Origin of the sequence: Paraburkholderia fungorum, from assembly GCF_902833645.1 — a bacterium.
In the GTDB taxonomy this organism is placed as follows: domain Bacteria; phylum Pseudomonadota; class Gammaproteobacteria; order Burkholderiales; family Burkholderiaceae; genus Paraburkholderia; species Paraburkholderia fungorum.
In genome coordinates, this window is record NZ_CADFGE010000001.1 from 449,725 (window position 1) to 467,440 (window position 17,716).

Consider the following 17,716-nt stretch of genomic DNA (forward strand, 5'->3'; position numbering starts at 1 on the left):
TCCGCTTGAGGGTTCCAGTCGATAAGTACCGAACTGCATGCAGTGATGCCGGTTGTCGTGTTGCTGGTAGGTCTCGCCGTCATGGCGGTGGCGCTGGTGAAGGGCGGTTCCAAGCAGCCATTGCCGCTCGCGTCGATTACAGCTTTCCACTCGCTGGGGAATTAATCCATCTCCAGCCGGTGGGGAATTCAGGCCGTTCGAGCGGCGATAATGGCGTCCGACACACGCGGGTTTGCGCCAATCGAGATGCGTCGGACGTCGACCCGTGTACCATTTCGCTTTTTCCGACTTTTAAGAACAGCTCCGTGAATACGCAACAAATCCCCACCGCATCCCGTAAGTCCCTCACCCTGCTGCAATTGCTGGGCATCATCGGCGCCGCCGGGCTGATTGCAGCGATTGTGCTGAACCAGTTCGCCTGATCCCGTCTCGCGCAATAAAGCGCTCCCTTCAAGCATCCGACCCCAAGCCGGCGCTCGCCGTCGGCTTCATCGATATCCCGATTTGCCATGTACAAGAAGGGCGTAGCGGTAGAAATCCAGTTTTCCCCCGAACGGCTCAACGACGGCGCCGGCGATCCGTACTGGATCGATTTGACGCAGGCCGAAGCGCAACGGCTATTGGAAAGCTTGCAGACCCGCCTTGCTGAAAGCAGCGTGGGAACGGCAGCGCCGTTGGTGGTAAGCCTCGATGCAACGCCGGCGTCGCCAGCGTCTGCTGAGACGGCTTCGCCACCAAGCGCGGTGTCCGCGGACGACTTCAAACAATGGGTCTGCGTGATCTGTGGCTGGATCTACGACGAAGCCGCCGGTTTGCCGGAAGAAGGTATCGCGCCGGGCACCCGCTGGGCAGATGTCCCGGCCGACTGGCGCTGCCCGCTGTGCGACGTGGGCAAGGAAGATTTCGCGCTGGTCGAGTTTTAAGCTTAATCCGTTCCTTGCGGAAAATCCGCGCCGACCGTCGTGGCTTCCCAGGCATCGAAATCACCGCGCATGAAGTCCAGCTTCTTGCGTGCCAGTTCGAGCGCAACCTTGCCGAGCAGCAGACGCAGCGGCGGCGTGTCCGATAGCGCCGCGTCGATGATCGCCTGAGCCGCGCGCACCGGATCGCCCGCCTGTTTGCCGCTGCGCGCCTCGGTCTGCTTGCGGCGCTCGCCGGCTGTGGCGGCGTAGTCGTCGATCAACGTTGCCGATTGCTTGATCGACGGACCTGCCCAGTTCGTGCGGAACGGGCCGGGTTCGACGATCAGCACGTCGATGCCGAGCGGCTTCACCTCAGTGGCAAGCGATTCGGACAACCCTTCCACCGCGTATTTGGTGGCGTGGTAATAACCGGTCGCGGCAAAGCTCGCGAGGCCGCCAATCGACGACACATTCACGATCAAGCCGCTGTGCTGCTCACGCATGATCGGCAGCACCGCCTTCGTGATATCGATGAGACCGAACACATTGGTCTCGAACATTGCGCGGACTTCGTCGTCTTCGCCTTCTTCGATCGCGGCCAGATAGCCGTAACCCGCGTTATTGACGAGTGCGTCGATACGGCCGAAACGCTGTTTGGCCTGAGTGACCACGTCGTTGATCTGCTTGCGGTTCGTTACGTCGAGCGGCAGCACCAGCGCGCGGTCGCCGTGCCCTTCGGCGATATCTTTCACTTTCGACGGGTCGCGTGCGGTGACGACCGCGCGCCAGCCACGCTCCAGTACCAACTTCGCCAATTCGCGGCCGAAGCCGGTGGAACAGCCTGTAATTAGCCAGACGGGATCGTCTCGGTTCATCATTTGGGAAACTCCGGTTCAGGGGACTAACGTGGCGCGGATGGATCGTCGAGCAGCGCCGTTAATATTTCTTACGTCGTGAATGGGTTTTCAATTGTAGTCGCAGTGCCGCGGCCTCGCTCTGCAGCGCTTCAACGAACGCGCCCGCGAGCGGATGGCTCGGACGATACTCCGGATGAACCACGCTCACGCGAAACGGCAGCGAAATGGCGAGCGGCCGGATATGCAGATTGCGCCCCGCGAAATCGAGCGCGGTAAGCGGATTGACAATGGCCACGCCGAGCCCCTGCTGCACGAAACTGCACACAGAGACGGCGGTGGGCGTCTCGATCATCTGGCGGCGCGCAATGCCCGCTTGTGCGAAGGCTTCGTCGATCTGAATCCGGTACGGATCGTTCGACGACAGGCTGACGAATCGCTGACTCGCAAAATCTTGCAACTCGATTACGCGCTTGGCGAGCAAAGGATGTGCATCGGGCAGCACGCACACTTCGTCCACTTCGAGCAATGGCGTCAGGCGGGTTCCGGCGGGTGGCGCGTCGTGTTCGGTCAAACCGAGGTCATAACGTTGCGCGGTCAGCCATTCTTCGAGAAAGGGCGATTCCTGCGTCGCGATCGAGAGGCTGACGCCGGGCTGCGCATCGTGAAAACGTTTCGACGCGCCGGGCAGAATCGAATGCGAAAACGCAGGTAACGCGATGATGGAAAGCTGGCCGCCTTGAAATTCGCGCAGGCTTGCGGCTGTGGAAGCCACTCGTTCGAGTCCGATATACGCGCGCTTGATTTCGTCGAACAGCGTCAAGGCAGACAGGGTTGGACGCAGCCGCCCATGCACGCGTTCGAACAGAGCAAAGCCGATGCTTTGCTCCATGCGTGCAAGTTCGCGGCTTACCGTGGGCTGCGAGGTGAACAGCATGTCGGCCGCTTTGGTGACGCTGCCTGCCGTCATCAATGCGCGGAAGACTTCGATGTGCCGATGGGTGAGCGCCATGATGTCTATATCAGAAATGAATGGGTTGGCGAATAATAGGTATTTTACTGAATGGCCAGTTCTTAGCATCATGTTGGTCACAACCATGCTTTCAGATCAAGAGCCGAGCACCGTGACTACTTTCAATCCACAACAGCTTGTCGAACTCGCGCGTCAGTACGGCACGCCTCTTTGGGTCTACGACGCTGACGTGATTCGTCAACGTATCGCTGAACTGCGCAGCTTCGACGTGATCCGCTATGCGCAGAAGGCGTGTTCGAATGTGCACATCCTGAAGCTGATGCGCGACGAAGGGGCGATGGTCGATGCTGTGTCGCTGGGCGAAATCACTCGCAGTCTCGCGGCGGGTTTTACGCCGGATGGCGATCCTGAGGGCGTGGTGCTGACGGCTGATCTCGTCGATCACGCGACGCTGGCTACGGTGATCGAACATCGCATTACGGTCAACACCGGATCGCTCGATATGCTTGAACGGGTGGGACAGCATGCGCCTGAAGGGCACCGGGTCTGGCTGCGGATCAATCCGGGTTTCGGTCACGGCCACAGCAACAAGACCAACACTGGCGGTGAGCATAGCAAGCATGGCATCTGGCTCGACGACGTGCCGCTGGCGATAGCGATGGTGCGGCGCTACGGTCTGAAGCTGGTCGGGCTGCACATGCATATCGGCTCCGGCGTCGACTACACACATCTGGCGCGTGTGTGCGACGCGATGGTCGAAGCGGTGCGGAGTCTGGGGCACGATATTGAAGCGATTTCGGCCGGCGGCGGGTTGTCCGTGCCGTATAGCGCAGGCGAGCCGCGGATTGACGCCGAGCACTATTTTCGTCTTTGGGACGATGCGCGCAAGCAGATCGAAGCACACCTCGGACATCACGTGAGACTGGAGATCGAACCGGGGCGCTTTCTTGTCGCGGAAGCGGGTGTGCTGATCGCCGAGGTGCACGCGCTAAATCGCCGGCCGAACCGGCAATTCGTCCTGGTCGATGCGGGCTTTAACGACCTGGTGAGGCCGTCTTTCTACGGCAGTCGTCATGAGATGACGGTGGTGAAAGGCAACGGCATGCGGAGTGAAGCGACAGTTGGCGCCTTCACGGTGGCCGGACCGTTGTGCGAAGCGGGCGATGTGTTTACGCAGGAGGCGGGTGGGGTGGTGACGAACCGCGCCATGCCGACGCCGGAAGTGGGCGACTTCATTGTGTTTCACGATGCAGGCGCATATGGTGCGTCGATGTCATCGAACTACAACAGCCGGCCGCTGGCGCCTGAAGTGCTGCTGGAGAAGGGCAAGCCGCGTTTGATCCGGCGCAGGCAGAGCATGCAGGAACTGATTGCGCTCGAAATGCCCGGCTAATTCTGTCGAGCGTGGTCGCTGCGAGCCCTCACCGTGCGTGTGTACGACGCGATCATCGTCGCGAGTTCCTGGGCGGCGGGTGTGATGGGAATCGCCGCACGCTGCAGCAGGCACACGTTCTGTTCGACCGCACGCTCGCGCACGTTGATCGATGTGAGCGTGCTCGCAAACGGCCCGCGCTTCGCCACAATCGACGCCTCCAGCGACAGGCAGTCCGTCGCACTGACCAGGTGCAGCGTCTCGTACAGACCTTCCACCGTGGCGATGATTTTCGGCGGTGGCAAGCCGTGACTCTCCAGCAGATGGGTCAGCCGGTTGACTTGCGGGTCGTCGGTGAGATTGGGCGAACGCGTTGCCACCCATGTGCAATCGGCTAGCTCGGCAAGCGAAGTCGCGCCCGCTTTCGGATGACCGCGACGGCAGACGATCACGGGATCGGACGGATAGAGCGGTGTGACGGACAGATCGGCCGTGTCCGTATGCTTCGATACCAGAGCGACAGCGAAATCGAGCGTGCCTTCGCGAATCCACGAAATCATCATCCGCGACGTACCGGTGCGCAAATGCACCGCGACCCGCTCGAAGCGCGCGCGGAATTCCGTCAGCACCGGTGCGAAGGCGTCGACGAGCGGCTCGGTGGTCATGCCGAACGTGACTTCGCCTGCATAGTCGCCGCGCAATTGCTGCACTTCCTGTTCGGCCCGCTCGCATTCGCCGAGAATCGCGCCGGCCCGCTGCAACAGGCGCTGGCCGAGCGCGGTTAGCGCGATTCCGCGGTTCGTGCGGGTGAACAAGGTCGCGCCCAGCATCGATTCGAGGTGCTGCAACTGTTGCGTGATACCGCTCTGGGCGATGCCGAGCGCCCGCGACGCAGCGCGAATGCTGCCATGCTCGGCGACAGCGGTGAATGCGCGTAGTTGGGCAATCGTCAACGCCATGCGGAGTTTCCGTGATCGGTAAAAGTGATCATGATATTACTTTCGGGACTTCTTTGAGGCGCGGCGGCGGCATAGGATGGCTCCCTACTCCGTAGTAATCCGCCCAACCCACACCCGCCTCCCATGAAAATCTCGCTGATGATCTTGAGCGCCGCGCTGACTTTCAGCAGTGGTGCGTTTGCCGCCGACCCCGCCACGCTGCGCCTCGGCATCGATCCGAGCTATCCGCCGATGGACGCCAAGGCGCCCGACGGCAGCTTCAAAGGATTCGACGTCGATCTCGGCAACGAAATCTGCCGGCGTATTCATGCGCATTGCCAGTGGGTCGAACTCGAATTCTCGGGGATGATTCCGGCGCTGCAGGCGCGCAAGATCGACGCGATTCTTTCGTCGATGGCGATCACGGAGAAGCGCGAGCAGCAGATTCTCTTCACTTCGAAGCTGTTTCAGTTCAAATCGCGGCTGATCGCGCGCCAGGGTTCGGCGCTTGCGGGTGGGACGAATGCGTTGGCCGGCAAGCAGATTGGCGTGCAGACGGGGACGCAGTTTGAAGGGTACGCATTGAAGAATTGGGCGCCGCTTGGCGCGCATGTGGTCGCGTATAAGAGTCAGGATGAGGTGTTCGCCGATTTGCAGAATGGCCGGCTTGATGGCGCATTGCTCGGCACTGTCGAAGCTGACTACGGCTTTTTGCGCACGCCGGCCGGGAAGGGGTTTGCTTTTGTCGGCGAGCCGCTTTCGATGGGTGATCGTGGTGTGGGGATTGGTCTGCGTAAGGATGAGACCGCGGTGCAGGCGTCCATGAACGAGGCGATTGCTTCAATGCTTAAGGACGGTACGTACGCGAAGATCGCGAAGAAGTATTTCGATTTCGATCCGTACGGCAATTGATCTTCCTTCTAATTTTCTTTTTCAGATTCTCTGTTCATGAATAAGCAATCGATTCCGCTTCTATCGCCGGCTATCGGCACGCACCGTGAGCTGGTGTCGTTTCATTTTGGCCCGTTGGATAGCGGTCAGAAAATCTATATCCAGTCGTCGCTGCACGCAGATGAAACGCCGGCGATGCTGACGACGGTTTTGCTTAAACGTCGCTTGCTCGAACTGGAGAAGCAGGGTGCGCTAAATGCGGAAATCGTGCTGGTGCCGGTGGCGAATCCGGTCGGGCTTGGCCAGTACGTGCTGGGGCAGTTTCTTGGACGCTTTGATCTTGGCAGCGGCAAGAACTTCAATCGACACTTTCTGCAGTTCTCCGGGCTGGTGGCGCGGGCTAAGGAGGCGTTGGGTTCGGATGCTTCGGAGAATCGGCGGATTGTTCGCGAACTGATCGGCGCTGAGTTGGCTGAGCAGAAACCGCTGACTGAGTTCGAGTCGCTGCAGTTGGCCTTGCTGAAGCTTTCCTTCGATGCGGATGTGGTGATCGATTTGCATTGCTCGTTGGAAGCGGTCATGCATCTCTATACCAGTGAGGCGGCGTGGCCGGAGTTTGAGCCTTTGGCGCGGTATCTGGGGGCGCAGGCTTCGTTGCTGGCGACTAACTCGGGTGGGGAGTCGTTTGATGAGACGCATAGTTTGTTGTGGTGGCAATTGCAGCAAGCTTTGCCTGCCGATAAGCCTGTGCCCAATGGGGCGATTGCTGTTACGGTGGAGTGCCGTGGGCAGCGGGATGTTTCTTATGAAGTCGCGCAGGAAGATGCTGATGCGTTGATTGATTATCTGGTTTGGCGCAAGGCCGTTTGGGTTGATGCTGTTAAGCCATTGCCCGAGTTGTTGGCGCCTGCGACGCCGCTTGCCGGTAGCGAGCAGTTCTATGCGCCCGTTAGCGGGATTCTTGTTCATCGCGCCAGGATTGGGGACACGATTCGTGTCGGGCAGGCGCTGTTCGATATTGTCGATCCGTTGACTGATGAAACTACTACTTTGTTTAGCAATACAGAGGGTGTGTTTTATATGCGGCGGGCGATTCGGTTTGTGACGGCTGGGGCGCCGTTGGGGCGGGTGACTGGGGCGCGGGCTTTTAGGACCGGGGTTTTGTTGGGGGCCTAAGGGCTTGGGTGCGGCCTGCTCGGCAGTTCGTTTGCGCTACGGTTTTTTGTCTTTGGCCTTTCCTTGCTTTGGCAGTGGTCTATTGGCGTTGCCCCTGTGCGGGGCGGCACCTACTTTTCTTTGCCTGCCGCAAAGAAAAGTAGGCAAAAGAAAGCGGCTTTACACCGCCAGCTCATAAGCGGGTCCCCCGCGCAGCTACGGTAGTGGTGCATCTGGAATCTGTCTCCTCGCACACTCCGCCTCAGTGACAAGGCAGTCATACTTCCGGCGGCGCTGCGCGCGCCGATGCGGTATTTCTTCAAGACGTTGCCGTTGCCGTTGTCGTTGCAAGACGCTAACTTTGGTCAATCGGCCCAAGACGTCCGCAAGATTCCTACCGCGCTTCAATATTGCATCGCCAAGCCTCGGTCGAGCGGCCCAACAGCAGCCATCCAACCGAGGCCCATCTACTTCCCCCATTCGCCCTTAGCTCACCACCAACACCGGCGCGACAGCCGCCGGGTCACTGATGCTCGGTCGGCCATTCTCTACGTGCCCCGCCACACGACGCGAAAAACTCGTGTCGTCGTTGCTCGTCACCGTCAAGTCGTACCAGTGGTGGCTCGATGCCAGCACCCAGCCTTCTTCGATATGCGCCCCCGCCGGCACCAGCACGGGACGCGTGCGCGCGCCATACGCATTGTCCGTTACCGTTAAGCGCGCAATACCGCCTCCCTTGTTGCTGAACTTGATAAACACGTTTCCGTTCGCAACGTCATACTGCACCTTGATTTCCGGCTCCGCGGGCTTGTTGTGGCCGTGCCAACCCGCCGCCTGCGCGGTCTGTGCCGTAGCCGTCTGCGTGTTACCAGCAAACTTGCGCACGAAACCGTTCGGTCCGAATACCTCGAAGGTGTATACGCCATTCGTCGTCGTCAGATCGAAGCTCTCGCTGAGCGACTTGCCAGCCTCGACGGTGTAGCGCCACGGGCCGTCCGTGCGATTCGTCGAGTACACGTAGAAATGCGCGCCTTGACGGCCGCTGTTGGCGAACACGATCTCAAACGTGTTCTTCTTCACGTCCGCATGACCGTTCACGTGCAACTCATACGGCAACGCACGGGCGAAACGGATACCGCTTTCCTGCGGGTCAAAGGCGACCGGCGTAGTGGGCACCGTGGGTTTCGGCTGCGACGAGCACTCGTTGGCGATCTGCTGGTAATTGCTCGTGTCCGGCAGCGTCGGCACTGAGGCGTCCGGCGTGCGGAAGTCGAACGCAGTAGTCAGGTCGCCACAAACGGCGCGGCGCCATGCCGTGATGTTCGGCTCGTAGACGCCAAAGCGCGTCTCGATGAAGCGAATCACCGACGTGTGATCAAAAACCTGCGAGCACACGAAACCACCCTTGCTCCAAGGCGATACGATCGTCATCGGCACGCGCGGGCCAAGACCGTACGGCAAGCCGTCAGCAGTATAGCTGCCGCCGCGCCCCGGATTCACCACGTTGTGAATCTCGCCGTCGGTGCTGACCGTCGATTGGCCTTGGGCCGGCGTCGTCGCCGGTTGCGGCGGCACGAGGTGATCGAAGAAGCCGTCGTTCTCGTCGTACATGATGAACAACACCGTCTTGCTCCACACTTCGGGATTCGACGTCAACGCGTCGAGAATCTGCGACGTGTATTCCGCGCCGTATGCGGGCGTATAGCTCGGGTGCTCGGAGTATGCGGCGGGCGGGCACAGCCACGATACCTGCGGCAGGTTGCCCGCGAGCACGTCGTTCTTCAGGTCCGCAATCGTGCGCACAGTCTGCGCGCGCTCGTACAGGGCGCTGCCCGGTTGCGCGTTGATAAAGTTCGCGAAGTTCTGCAGGACGTTGGTGCCGTAGTTGCCGTTCAACGGATCGGCGCCCGTCAGACCCTGCTGATACACCTGCCACGTAATCCCCGCGGCTTGCAGACGTTCCGGATACGTGGTCCACGAGAGCAATTGATAAGTCGGCGGACCGTCGTTGTCGACGAAATCGTTGTTGTCGAGCAGCGGGCCACCCATGGTGCCGGTCGGATCGACCATGCCGCTCATCAGATAGGCGCGGTTCGGGTGCGTCGGTCCCGGCAGCGAACAGAAATAGGCGTCGCACACCGTGAATGCGTCGGCCAGAGCGTAGTGGAACGGGATGTCGCTACGCAGGTAGTAGCCCATCGTCATGTCGGTCTTGTACTGCGGCCACTGGTTGTACGCGCCGTTGTTCATCGCATAGTGCGTCGGGTACCACGAGTGATCGAGGTCGCCGATACATTGCGCGCTGGTCGTCGCCGTGTTCAGATGGAACGGCAGCACCGGTTGCGCCGCATTTTCCTTCGACGGCTGGTACCACACGGGTTGCTGGCCACCCGGCAGCGGAATCGGGAAGCGGTCGTTGTAACCGCGTACGCCGCGCATATGGCCGAAGTAGTGGTCGAACGAACGGTTCTCCTGCATGAACACGACGATGTGTTCGACATCGCGGATCGTGCCGGTGCGCGAAAACGCGGGCACGGCAAGCGCATTGCGAATGGACTCGGGCAGCGCGGTCAGCGCGGCAGCAGCGCCGGCCGATGAAGCCACGGTCTGCAGGAAACGGCGACGGCTATTTGATGTCATCGAATATCACCTTCTGCGGGTGGGGAAAGAATAGCGCGCCTCGCGCGCGCCGGAAGAATCAGGTCAGTTGCTATTCGCGCTGTCGCCCGGTGCGTAATGCATTACGGGCGTAACTTGCTGGCTGTCGGCAGCAAGACTGGCTTGCATGTTCTGGGTAATGGCGTCGGACGCGGCAGCGGGGTCGGCTGCGAGGGGTGCCGATGCGTCGGGCATGCCGGCTGCGGGGACCATCGTGGTGCCTGGTGTGGCAGCGTTGTTCGCGGCGGTTGGCGATGAGGATGTTGAAGACGTTGAAGACGTCGAGGCCGAAGTGGAGTCGTCGGCGCCACAACCGCCTAACGCGCAAGTTGCGAGCGCAACTAGAACGACGCTGGCGAGGCGAGTGTCTGTTCTCATGTCTGCATCCAATTTGTGGCGGCGGATGCAGTCTCCAATCCTTTCGAGAAATAATTGTGAAACGTTTGCGAGTGAATAAGGCTTATTAAATTCGTCGGTTAGACGAAAGGAAATGGAAAGCGATAAGCAGGAGAATGGTCACAGTAACGCCACGCGCCTGAAGTCCAGGCACACCGAATGAATTGCGGTTTGCATAACCCGGTACGCGCATGACATACATCGGCAGACCTTTCGACATCACGCGTCTCGAAGACGAATGGCTCGAAGCAGACGGCTTCGGCGGCTTCGCCTCGGGAACCGTGGGCACGCTGCGCGCGCGCCGCTATCACGCGTTGCTGCTCACGGCCACGCGAGCGCCTGGCGGGCGCGTGGTGCTCGTCAATGGAGTCGAAGTGTGGCTCGAAGCGGACGGTAAGCGTTACCCGCTGAGCATGCAGCGATACGTGCCAGACGTAATCTATCCCGATCTGACGACAAGTCTTCTTGCCTTCAATACCGAGCCGTGGCCTACGTGGCGCTTCCAGGTTGATCCGCAGCGCGTGGTGACGGCCGAAGTATTCGTGAGCAAGGCGACGCGCGAAACGGTTTTGCGCTGGCGGCTGGAGGGATTGGGCGGCGCGTCTGCTTCTGGCGCGTTCACTCTGAAAGTGCGGCCTTTGCTCTCCGGCCGGGATTACCACGCACTGCACCATGAGAATCGCGCGTTCAACTTCAACGCGAAGTCGAGCGACAACCCGGCCTGTGTGAGTTGGCAGCCCTATGGCGACCTGCCGGTCATCAACGCCGTAACGAACGGCGCTTATACGCACGCGCCGGATTGGTATCGGAACTTCTGCTACGTTCGCGAGCGCGAGCGTGGCCTTGATTTCAGCGAAGACCTCGCCACGCCCGGCGTGTTCAGCTTCAATCCCATTGATGGCGAAGCGGTAATGATCCTCAGCGCGTCGGTCGCGTCCTCAGGGTCGGCAACGGTGCCGGTCAGCACCGCACCTGCTGCCGCCCACGCAGCCGAACTCGCGCGCGTCGAACAGCAGCGCCGCAACGCACTCGGCTCACGTCTGCAGCGTTCGGCCGATGCCTACGTCGTCGCGCGTAACGAAGGCCGCACGATTCTCGCCGGCTTCCCCTGGTTCACTGACTGGGGCCGTGACACGTTCATCGCCATGCGCGGCCTGCTGATCGCCACGGGCCGTCTCGACGAAGCCGAAGCGATCCTGCTCGAATGGTCGGGCACCTTGTCCGCCGGCATGCTGCCGAATCGTTTTCCCGATTATGGCGACACGCCGGAATACAACTCCGTCGATGCATCGTTATGGTTCGTCGTCGCCGTGCACGACTATCTGGCGACGAACCACGCGAAAGCCGACACGCGAACGCGTCTGCGGCAGGCCGTTGAAACCATCCTCACGGGCTACACGAACGGCACGCGCTTCAACATCAAGGCATCCGCCGAGGATGCTCTTCTGAGCGCCGGTGTCCCCGGCGTGCAACTCACATGGATGGATGCCAAGGTCGGCGACTGGGTGGTCACGCCGCGCATCGGCAAACCCGTGGAAGTGCAGGCGCTCTGGATCAACGCATTGCGCATTGCAGCAACGTGGAGTTCGCGGTGGCAGGCGCCTGCGGAGCGAGCGTTGCAAGCGTTTCATGAACGGTTTACCGATCCGTCGACACAAGCGCTGGTCGACAACGTCGACGTGGATTTCGTCAAAGGCGTAGTAGATCGGTCGATCCGTCCGAATCAGATCTTCGCGGTGGGCGGCTTGCCGTTTCCGTTACTCGAAGGCGCGGCGGCGCGCGCGGTGGTCGATCAGGTCGAAGCTCACCTGCTCACGCCGCTCGGCCTCAGAACGCTCGCGCCGTCCGATCCGGCCTACCGTGGGCACTACGGCGGCACCCCGCTTGAGCGCGACGGCGCCTATCATCAAGGGACGGTCTGGCCATGGCTGCTGGGCCCGTTCGTCGAAGCCTGGTTGCGGGTTCATGGCGGCGAGCCGGATGCCCGCGCACAAGCCAAAGCGCGCTTTATCGACCCTCTGTACGCGCATCTCGATCACGCGGGCCTCGACCACCTGTCCGAAATCGCCGATGGCGACGCGCCTCACACGCCCGCCGGCACGCCGTTTCAGGCGTGGTCGCTGGGGGAGTTGCTGCGCCTCGAAACCCTGCTTGCGCGGTTGGAGCCCATCGTCGCGTAAACCGCGCTACGATGTGTATCCCACCTCCAGGCCCGACGCAAGGACATATTCATGCCGCCGCTGCGCGCTGCCAATCTGCTCGCCACGATCGAAGGTACCCGCCTGCACTCCACCGACTGCCCCCGTTGGCAGCGCTGGGGGCCGTATCTCAGCGAGCGTCAGTGGGGGACGGTGCGCGAGGATTACAGCCCGGACGGCACCGCCTGGGACCACTTTCCGCACGACCATGCGCGCAGCCGAGCCTACCGTTGGGGTGAGGACGGCATTGCCGGTTTCGGCGACGACAAGCTCAACTGGTGCGTGTCGCTCGCGCTGTGGAATCGCAGGGACCCGATCCTGAAGGAGCGCCTGTTCGGCCTCACCAACGCGCAGGGCAACCATGGCGAGGACGTGAAGGAGCTGTACTTCTACCTCGATGGCACACCTACGCATTCCTACATGCGGATGCTGTACAAGTACCCGCAAGCCGCCTTTCCGTACGACGACCTGGTTCAGGAAAACGCGCGGCGCGGCGGGGACATGCCGGAATACGAAATCCTCGACACCGGCGTATTCGACGATTTGCGTTACTTCGACGTGCAGGTCGAATACGCGAAACATGCGCCCGACGACATTCTGATGCGCGTGACCATCGAGAATCGCGCGGGCGAGCCGGCCTCGCTCGACGTGCTGCCGCAAATCTGGGCGCGCAATTCGTGGTCGTGGAAAGAGAACAAGGACAAGCCGTCGCTCGTTGCAGGCCAGGACCACGACGGCGGAGTTCAGGTGGTTGGCCATCAGCATGGCCATGAACCGATCGTCGTGACGGCGTGGTCGAAAGACGCACCGCACATGACGTGGCTGTTCTGTGAAAACGACACCAACGTCAAACGCCTGTTCAACATGGACGGCGCCGGGCCATTCAAGGACGGCTTCAACGACTACCTGGTCCACAGCGACGAACAGGCAATACGCCGCGACGCCGGCACCAAGGCGGGCGCGCACGCGTCGATCGAATTGGGCCCGCATGGCCGTGCGGTGGTGTACATGCGCTGGCGTCCGCAGTCGAGTCCCGATGATGCGCAACTCGACGCGGATGCGGTGTTCGCCCGCCGTATCGCCGAGGCCGATGAGTTCTATGGCGCGTTGCAGCATGAGATCGCCGACCCCGACGCGCGCCTGGTGCAGCGTCAGGCGCTCGCCGGCATGTTGTGGTCCAAGCAGTATTACCAGTACGACGTGCAGCGCTGGCTCGAAGGCGACCCGCTGCAACCCAAACCGCCTGAGTCCCGCAAGCACGGCCGCAATGTGGATTGGCGGCATTTGTGCAACGCTGACATCGTGTCGATGCCTGATAAGTGGGAATACCCGTGGTACGCGTCATGGGACCTGGCGTTTCATGCCGCCGCGTTCGCGCTGATCGATCCCGCGTTTGCCAAGCGTCAATTGCTGCTGCTGGTGAAGGATCGCTATCAGCATCCGAACGGTCAGATACCCGCCTACGAATGGGCGCTCGGCGACGCGAATCCCCCTGTGCATGCGTGGGCTGCCTGGCGCGTGTACGAAATCGACCGTGCGCTCACGGGCAAAGCGGATCGGGATTTTCTGGAGCTGGTGTTCCACAAGCTGCTGTTGAACTTCTCGTGGTGGGTGAACCGTAAGGACGCCGACGGTCACAACATATTTCAGGGCGGTTTTCTCGGGCTGGACAATGTCGGCATCTTTGACCGCTCGTCGCCGCTACCCACCGGCGGACATATCGACCAGGCGGACGGTACGGCCTGGATGGCCGCATACGCACTCGACCTGATGCGGATCGCGCTCGAACTCGCGTATGCGAACCATGTGTTCGTCGATATCGGTGTGAAGTTTTTTGAGCACTTCCTGTATATCGCCGAAGCCGTGAGTTGCGACGACGGCTGCGATACCGGTCTCTGGGACAGTGAAGACGAATTCTTCTACGACAAGCTGCGCCTGCCTGACGGCAGCAATATTCCGATGCGGCTGCGCTCGATTGTCGGTCTGATTCCGCTGTTCGCCGTGCACGTGCTCGAAGAGCGTTTGCATGGCCACTTGCCGGGTCTGCGCGAACGGCTCGTCTGGTTCCTCGAACATCGTCCCGATCTGGCGCGGCTGGTTTCGCGCTGGGACGAGCCGGGCAAGGGCAACGCGCTGCTGCTCTCGCTGTTGCGCGGGCACCGGATGAAAGCCTTGTTGCGCCGCGCGCTCGACGAGAGCGAATTCCTTTCCGATCACGGTGTGCGGGCGCTGTCGCAATTCCACCGCGACCATCCGTTCGAGTTCAATCACAACGGCACCAGTGTCACGGTCCGCTATCTGCCGGCCGAATCCGACACCCGTGTGTTCGGCGGCAACTCGAATTGGCGCGGGCCGGTATGGATGCCGGTGAACTACCTGCTGATCGAATCGTTGTACGAATTTCATCGCTACTACGGTGACGATTTTCGCGTCGAGTACCCGACCGGATCGGGGCAGAAGTTCTCGCTTAGCGAAATCGGCGACGAGCTGGCGCGCCGGGCAACCACGCTGTTCCTGAAGGACAGGAATGGTGAGCGTCCGGTGATGGGCGCTTATCCACTGCTGCAGGCCGATCCGCGTTCGCGCGATCTCGTGCTGTTCCATGAGTATTTTCATGGCGACAACGGGCGTGGCGTGGGCGCTTCGCATCAGACCGGCTGGAGTGGGCTGGTGGCGTTGCTGCTGCAGCCGCGGGCGATGGGCGCGTCGGGTAATGTCCCGCTGACCGGCGACCCGAACGAGGCGCCGGCCGCGGCGTCCAGCCCCGCAAGTCCGCCGGAATCCGCGCCGGAACCGATCGTGACCAAATAGCGTGCGAACGAGTACCGGGCGCCGGGCAGGTTTGGTCTTTGTTTTTGAACTGTGTGGGTTCAAGCGTGGTCTGTCTTGTACTGCCACGTCCATTCCATTGGCTTCCTTAAGTGAATCCCATGTCGACTACACCGAACGCTCCAACTTCCGCCAGCCACGAACCCAGTTGCAAAGTCAGCGCGGGTCCGCATGAGGGACCGTCTTCGCCGGCCGGCAAACGGCCTGCGCCGCCTTGCACGCTTGTGATCTTCGGCGCGGGCGGCGATTTGACCAAACGGTTGCTGGTGCCCGCGCTCTACAACCTCGCTGTCGATGGCCTGCTCGACGACGGCATGAAGATCATCGGCGTGAATCATGGCGAGCGCGAGACGAGCGTATGGCGTGAGGATCTGCATAAGTCGCTGCAGCAGTTCGCCGCCGACAAAGCCAGCACGTTCCACGCCGGCAAGCTCGACGACAAAGCGTGGGACTGGGTCGCGCAACGGCTCGAATACATGGCCGGCGAGTTTGAAACCGACGACACGTTCACGAAGCTCAAGCAAAAGCTCGATCAAGCGCCGGGCGGCAACGTGATTTTTTACCTCGCGGTCAGCTCGCGCTTTTTCAAGCCGATCGTCGAACATCTCGGCAAAGCAGGTTTGTTGAAAGAAGCCGACGGTGGCAGCGGCGGCTTCCGCCGTATCGTGATCGAGAAGCCGTTCGGCACCGACCTCGCCTCCGCGCGTGATCTGAACGCGCACATTCTGTCGTTCGCGAACGAATCACAGGTGTACCGCATCGACCATTTTCTCGGTAAGGACACCGTGCAAAGCATTCTCGCGGTGCGCTTCGCGAATGCGTTGTTCGAACCGATCTGGCGGCGCGAATATATCGACAGTGTGCAGATAACCGCAGCCGAAACGATCGGCGTGGAGGGGCGCGGCAAGTTTTACGAGCAGACCGGCGCATTTCGCGACATGCTGCCGAACCACCTGTTCCAGTTGCTCGGCATGGTCGCGATGGAACCGCCCAATTCGTTCGATGCCGAAGCCGTGCGCGACAAGAAGGCCGAAATCTTCGACGCGATCCAGCCGCTGACCGCCGCCGACGTCGTCTTCGGTCAATACGAAAAAGGGCCGGCGGGCGTCGGCTATCGTGAGGAACCGGACGTTGCGCCAGACAGCACGACGGAAACCTACGCCGCTGCGCGCGTGTACGTCGAGAACTGGCGGTGGGCGGGCGTGCCTTTCTATCTGCGCACGGGCAAGCGGCTTGCCGCGCGCCGTACGGAGATTTCGGTGCAACTGAAGCCGGTGCCGTTCCGTCTGTTCCGCGACACGCCGGTCGATGCGCTAACGCCGAACGTGCTGACTTTGCGCATCGATCCCGCGCACGGCACGAGCTTCGACTTCAATGTGAAGACGCCGGGGCCGCTGATGCAGATCGGCGCGGTTCAATCGTCTTTCGACTATGCGGACTTCTTCGCGGAAAAAGCAAACGTCGGTTACGAAACCCTGCTGTACGACTGCATGCTCGGCGACGAGACGCTGTTTCAGCGCGCCGACAGCATCGAGACAAGTTGGGCCGCGGTGGACGATGTGCTGCATCCGAAGAGCGGCGGCGCGATGCCCGTGCACGGTTATCCGGCCGGCAGCGAGGGGCCGGCGGAAGCAGACGCGCTGCTCGCGCGCGACGGCCACGCATGGCGGCCTTTGAAGCGGGATGCAGTGGAAAAGAAGTAAATCGTGAAACGCACCAACACAACCGGGGGGGTACCGTGGCCACACGTAAGACGAAAGTAAAAAGCAGTACCGAGCGGATTCTGGCGATCGATGTCGGCGGCACGGGCCTGAAAGCCGCGATCATCGATGCGGACGGGCAGATGAAAACCGAGCGCTTGCGCGTGGCGACGCCGCATCCGTGCACGCCGGATCAACTGGTGGATGCGTTGGCGAAGCTGGTCGAGCCGCTGATCAAAGAGGCGCCGCCTACACTCATGTCGATCGGTTTTCCCGGGGTGGTGCGCAACAACCGCATTCTGACGGCGCCGCATTTTGGCGTTGAAGGCTGGCATGACATTCCGTTAGCGGATTCGCTGGCGCAACGCCTGGGCGGTTTGCCGGTGCGAATGATCAACGACGCCGAGATGCAGGGCTTCGCCGCGATCGAAGGACACGGACTCGAGTTCGTGCTGACGCTTGGCACAGGCGCGGGCACGGCGCTGTTCCGCGACGGCGAGTTGATGCCGCACCTCGAGCTTGCGCATCATCCGGTCAGCAAGAAGGGCGTTGCGTATGACGAGTACATCGGCGACGCGGCGCGCAAGAAGGCGGGCAATAAGCGCTGGAATCGACGGGTCGAGAAGGTGATCGAGATTCTCGATTCGCTGGTGAACTACGACAAGCTGTGGATCGGCGGTGGCAACGCGGCCCGGCTGAACTTCGAGTTGCCCGCGAACGTCGCGACCGTGTCGAACGACGCGGGGATCGAAGGCGGCGCGCGCCTGTGGCATCCGAAGTCGTTGCGCGAGACGCGGCAGTTGCCGGAGGCCAATGCGCGGACCGGCCATTTCAAGTGAAACGGAGACGC

The 17,716-nt window shown here is 61.3% G+C and carries 13 protein-coding genes; 8 read left to right on the forward strand and 5 right to left on the reverse strand.

Annotation, left to right across the window (positions count from 1 at the left end; all coding sequences use genetic code 11):
- The first annotated feature begins 509 nt into the window (after window positions 1-509).
- Complete coding sequence (locus HWX91_RS40565; RefSeq protein WP_025495981.1) at window positions 510-923, forward strand: rubredoxin; 414 nt, start codon at window positions 510-512, stop codon at window positions 921-923.
- A 2-nt stretch (window positions 924-925) separates the two neighbouring features.
- Here HWX91_RS40565 and HWX91_RS01930 read toward each other — a convergent pair whose 3' ends face one another.
- Window positions 926-1,780: an oxidoreductase gene (locus tag HWX91_RS01930; RefSeq protein ID WP_028195909.1), complete on the reverse strand. Its 855-nt coding sequence runs from the start codon at window positions 1,778-1,780 to the stop codon at window positions 926-928.
- Between the two features lie 58 nt (window positions 1,781-1,838).
- Window positions 1,839-2,768, reverse strand: coding sequence for a LysR family transcriptional regulator (locus HWX91_RS01935; protein ID WP_042274702.1), 930 nt, complete (start codon window positions 2,766-2,768; stop codon window positions 1,839-1,841).
- A gap of 112 nt (window positions 2,769-2,880) precedes the next feature.
- Here HWX91_RS01935 and lysA point away from each other — a divergent pair, with 112 nt between their 5' ends.
- Window positions 2,881-4,122 carry a diaminopimelate decarboxylase gene (lysA, locus tag HWX91_RS01940; RefSeq protein WP_028195907.1) on the forward strand — a complete coding sequence of 414 codons (1,242 nt, stop codon included), beginning with the start codon at window positions 2,881-2,883 and terminating at the stop codon, window positions 4,120-4,122.
- Here the strand turns inward: lysA and HWX91_RS01945 are convergent.
- Window positions 4,119-5,060 (reverse strand): LysR substrate-binding domain-containing protein, encoded by a 942-nt coding sequence (locus HWX91_RS01945; RefSeq protein WP_025495985.1) that lies wholly within the window; start codon window positions 5,058-5,060, stop codon window positions 4,119-4,121. The genes lysA and HWX91_RS01945 overlap by 4 nt on opposite strands.
- A gap of 123 nt (window positions 5,061-5,183) precedes the next feature.
- Here HWX91_RS01945 and HWX91_RS01950 point away from each other — a divergent pair, with 123 nt between their 5' ends.
- Together HWX91_RS01950 and HWX91_RS01955 are read left to right on the forward strand one after the other, a co-directional pair.
- Window positions 5,184-5,951 carry a transporter substrate-binding domain-containing protein gene (locus tag HWX91_RS01950; protein WP_028195906.1) on the forward strand — a complete coding sequence of 256 codons (768 nt, stop codon included), beginning with the start codon at window positions 5,184-5,186 and terminating at the stop codon, window positions 5,949-5,951.
- Between the two features lie 36 nt (window positions 5,952-5,987).
- Window positions 5,988-7,106: a succinylglutamate desuccinylase/aspartoacylase family protein gene (locus HWX91_RS01955; protein WP_028195905.1), complete on the forward strand. Its 1,119-nt coding sequence runs from the start codon at window positions 5,988-5,990 to the stop codon at window positions 7,104-7,106.
- A gap of 465 nt (window positions 7,107-7,571) precedes the next feature.
- Here HWX91_RS01955 and HWX91_RS01960 read toward each other — a convergent pair whose 3' ends face one another.
- Window positions 7,572-9,725: a phosphocholine-specific phospholipase C gene (locus HWX91_RS01960; protein ID WP_028195904.1), complete on the reverse strand. Its 2,154-nt coding sequence runs from the start codon at window positions 9,723-9,725 to the stop codon at window positions 7,572-7,574.
- A 63-nt stretch (window positions 9,726-9,788) separates the two neighbouring features.
- Window positions 9,789-10,121 (reverse strand): hypothetical protein, encoded by a 333-nt coding sequence (locus HWX91_RS01965; RefSeq protein ID WP_028195903.1) that lies wholly within the window; start codon window positions 10,119-10,121, stop codon window positions 9,789-9,791.
- Window positions 10,122-10,330: 209 nt separating this feature from the next.
- On the opposite strand from HWX91_RS01965, the gene HWX91_RS01970 reads away from it, so the two are divergent.
- The 4 genes from HWX91_RS01970 (at window position 10,331) to HWX91_RS01985 (ending at window position 17,705) form a co-directional block, all read left to right on the forward strand.
- A complete protein-coding gene (locus HWX91_RS01970) occupies window positions 10,331-12,319 on the forward strand; it encodes an amylo-alpha-1,6-glucosidase (RefSeq protein WP_028195902.1) in 1,989 nt (662 codons plus the stop codon).
- 51 nt (window positions 12,320-12,370) lie between these two features.
- Window positions 12,371-15,148 carry an MGH1-like glycoside hydrolase domain-containing protein gene (locus tag HWX91_RS01975; RefSeq protein ID WP_028195901.1) on the forward strand — a complete coding sequence of 926 codons (2,778 nt, stop codon included), beginning with the start codon at window positions 12,371-12,373 and terminating at the stop codon, window positions 15,146-15,148.
- A gap of 119 nt (window positions 15,149-15,267) precedes the next feature.
- Window positions 15,268-16,869, forward strand: coding sequence for a glucose-6-phosphate dehydrogenase (gene zwf, locus HWX91_RS01980; RefSeq protein WP_028195900.1), 1,602 nt, complete (start codon window positions 15,268-15,270; stop codon window positions 16,867-16,869).
- 35 nt (window positions 16,870-16,904) lie between these two features.
- Window positions 16,905-17,705, forward strand: a complete 801-nt coding sequence (locus HWX91_RS01985) for an ROK family protein (protein ID WP_028195899.1) — start codon at window positions 16,905-16,907, stop codon at window positions 17,703-17,705.
- The last annotated feature ends 11 nt before the right edge of the window (window positions 17,706-17,716 follow it).

What these genes read in the sequence shown, in the direction of transcription:
- HWX91_RS40565 (WP_025495981.1), top strand. Translation starts at nt 510, where the DNA reads ATGTACAAGAAGGGCGTAGCGGTAGAAATCCAGTTTTCCCCCGAACGG.
- HWX91_RS01930 (WP_028195909.1), bottom strand. Translation starts at nt 1,780, where the DNA reads ATGATGAACCGAGACGATCCCGTCTGGCTAATTACAGGCTGTTCCACC.
- HWX91_RS01935 (WP_042274702.1), bottom strand. Translation starts at nt 2,768, where the DNA reads ATGGCGCTCACCCATCGGCACATCGAAGTCTTCCGCGCATTGATGACG.
- HWX91_RS01945 (WP_025495985.1), bottom strand. Translation starts at nt 5,060, where the DNA reads ATGGCGTTGACGATTGCCCAACTACGCGCATTCACCGCTGTCGCCGAG.
- HWX91_RS01950 (WP_028195906.1), top strand. Translation starts at nt 5,184, where the DNA reads ATGAAAATCTCGCTGATGATCTTGAGCGCCGCGCTGACTTTCAGCAGT.
- HWX91_RS01955 (WP_028195905.1), top strand. Translation starts at nt 5,988, where the DNA reads ATGAATAAGCAATCGATTCCGCTTCTATCGCCGGCTATCGGCACGCAC.
- HWX91_RS01960 (WP_028195904.1), bottom strand. Translation starts at nt 9,725, where the DNA reads ATGACATCAAATAGCCGTCGCCGTTTCCTGCAGACCGTGGCTTCATCG.
- HWX91_RS01965 (WP_028195903.1), bottom strand. Translation starts at nt 10,121, where the DNA reads ATGAGAACAGACACTCGCCTCGCCAGCGTCGTTCTAGTTGCGCTCGCA.
- HWX91_RS01970 (WP_028195902.1), top strand. Translation starts at nt 10,331, where the DNA reads ATGACATACATCGGCAGACCTTTCGACATCACGCGTCTCGAAGACGAA.
- HWX91_RS01975 (WP_028195901.1), top strand. Translation starts at nt 12,371, where the DNA reads ATGCCGCCGCTGCGCGCTGCCAATCTGCTCGCCACGATCGAAGGTACC.
- zwf (WP_028195900.1), top strand. Translation starts at nt 15,268, where the DNA reads ATGTCGACTACACCGAACGCTCCAACTTCCGCCAGCCACGAACCCAGT.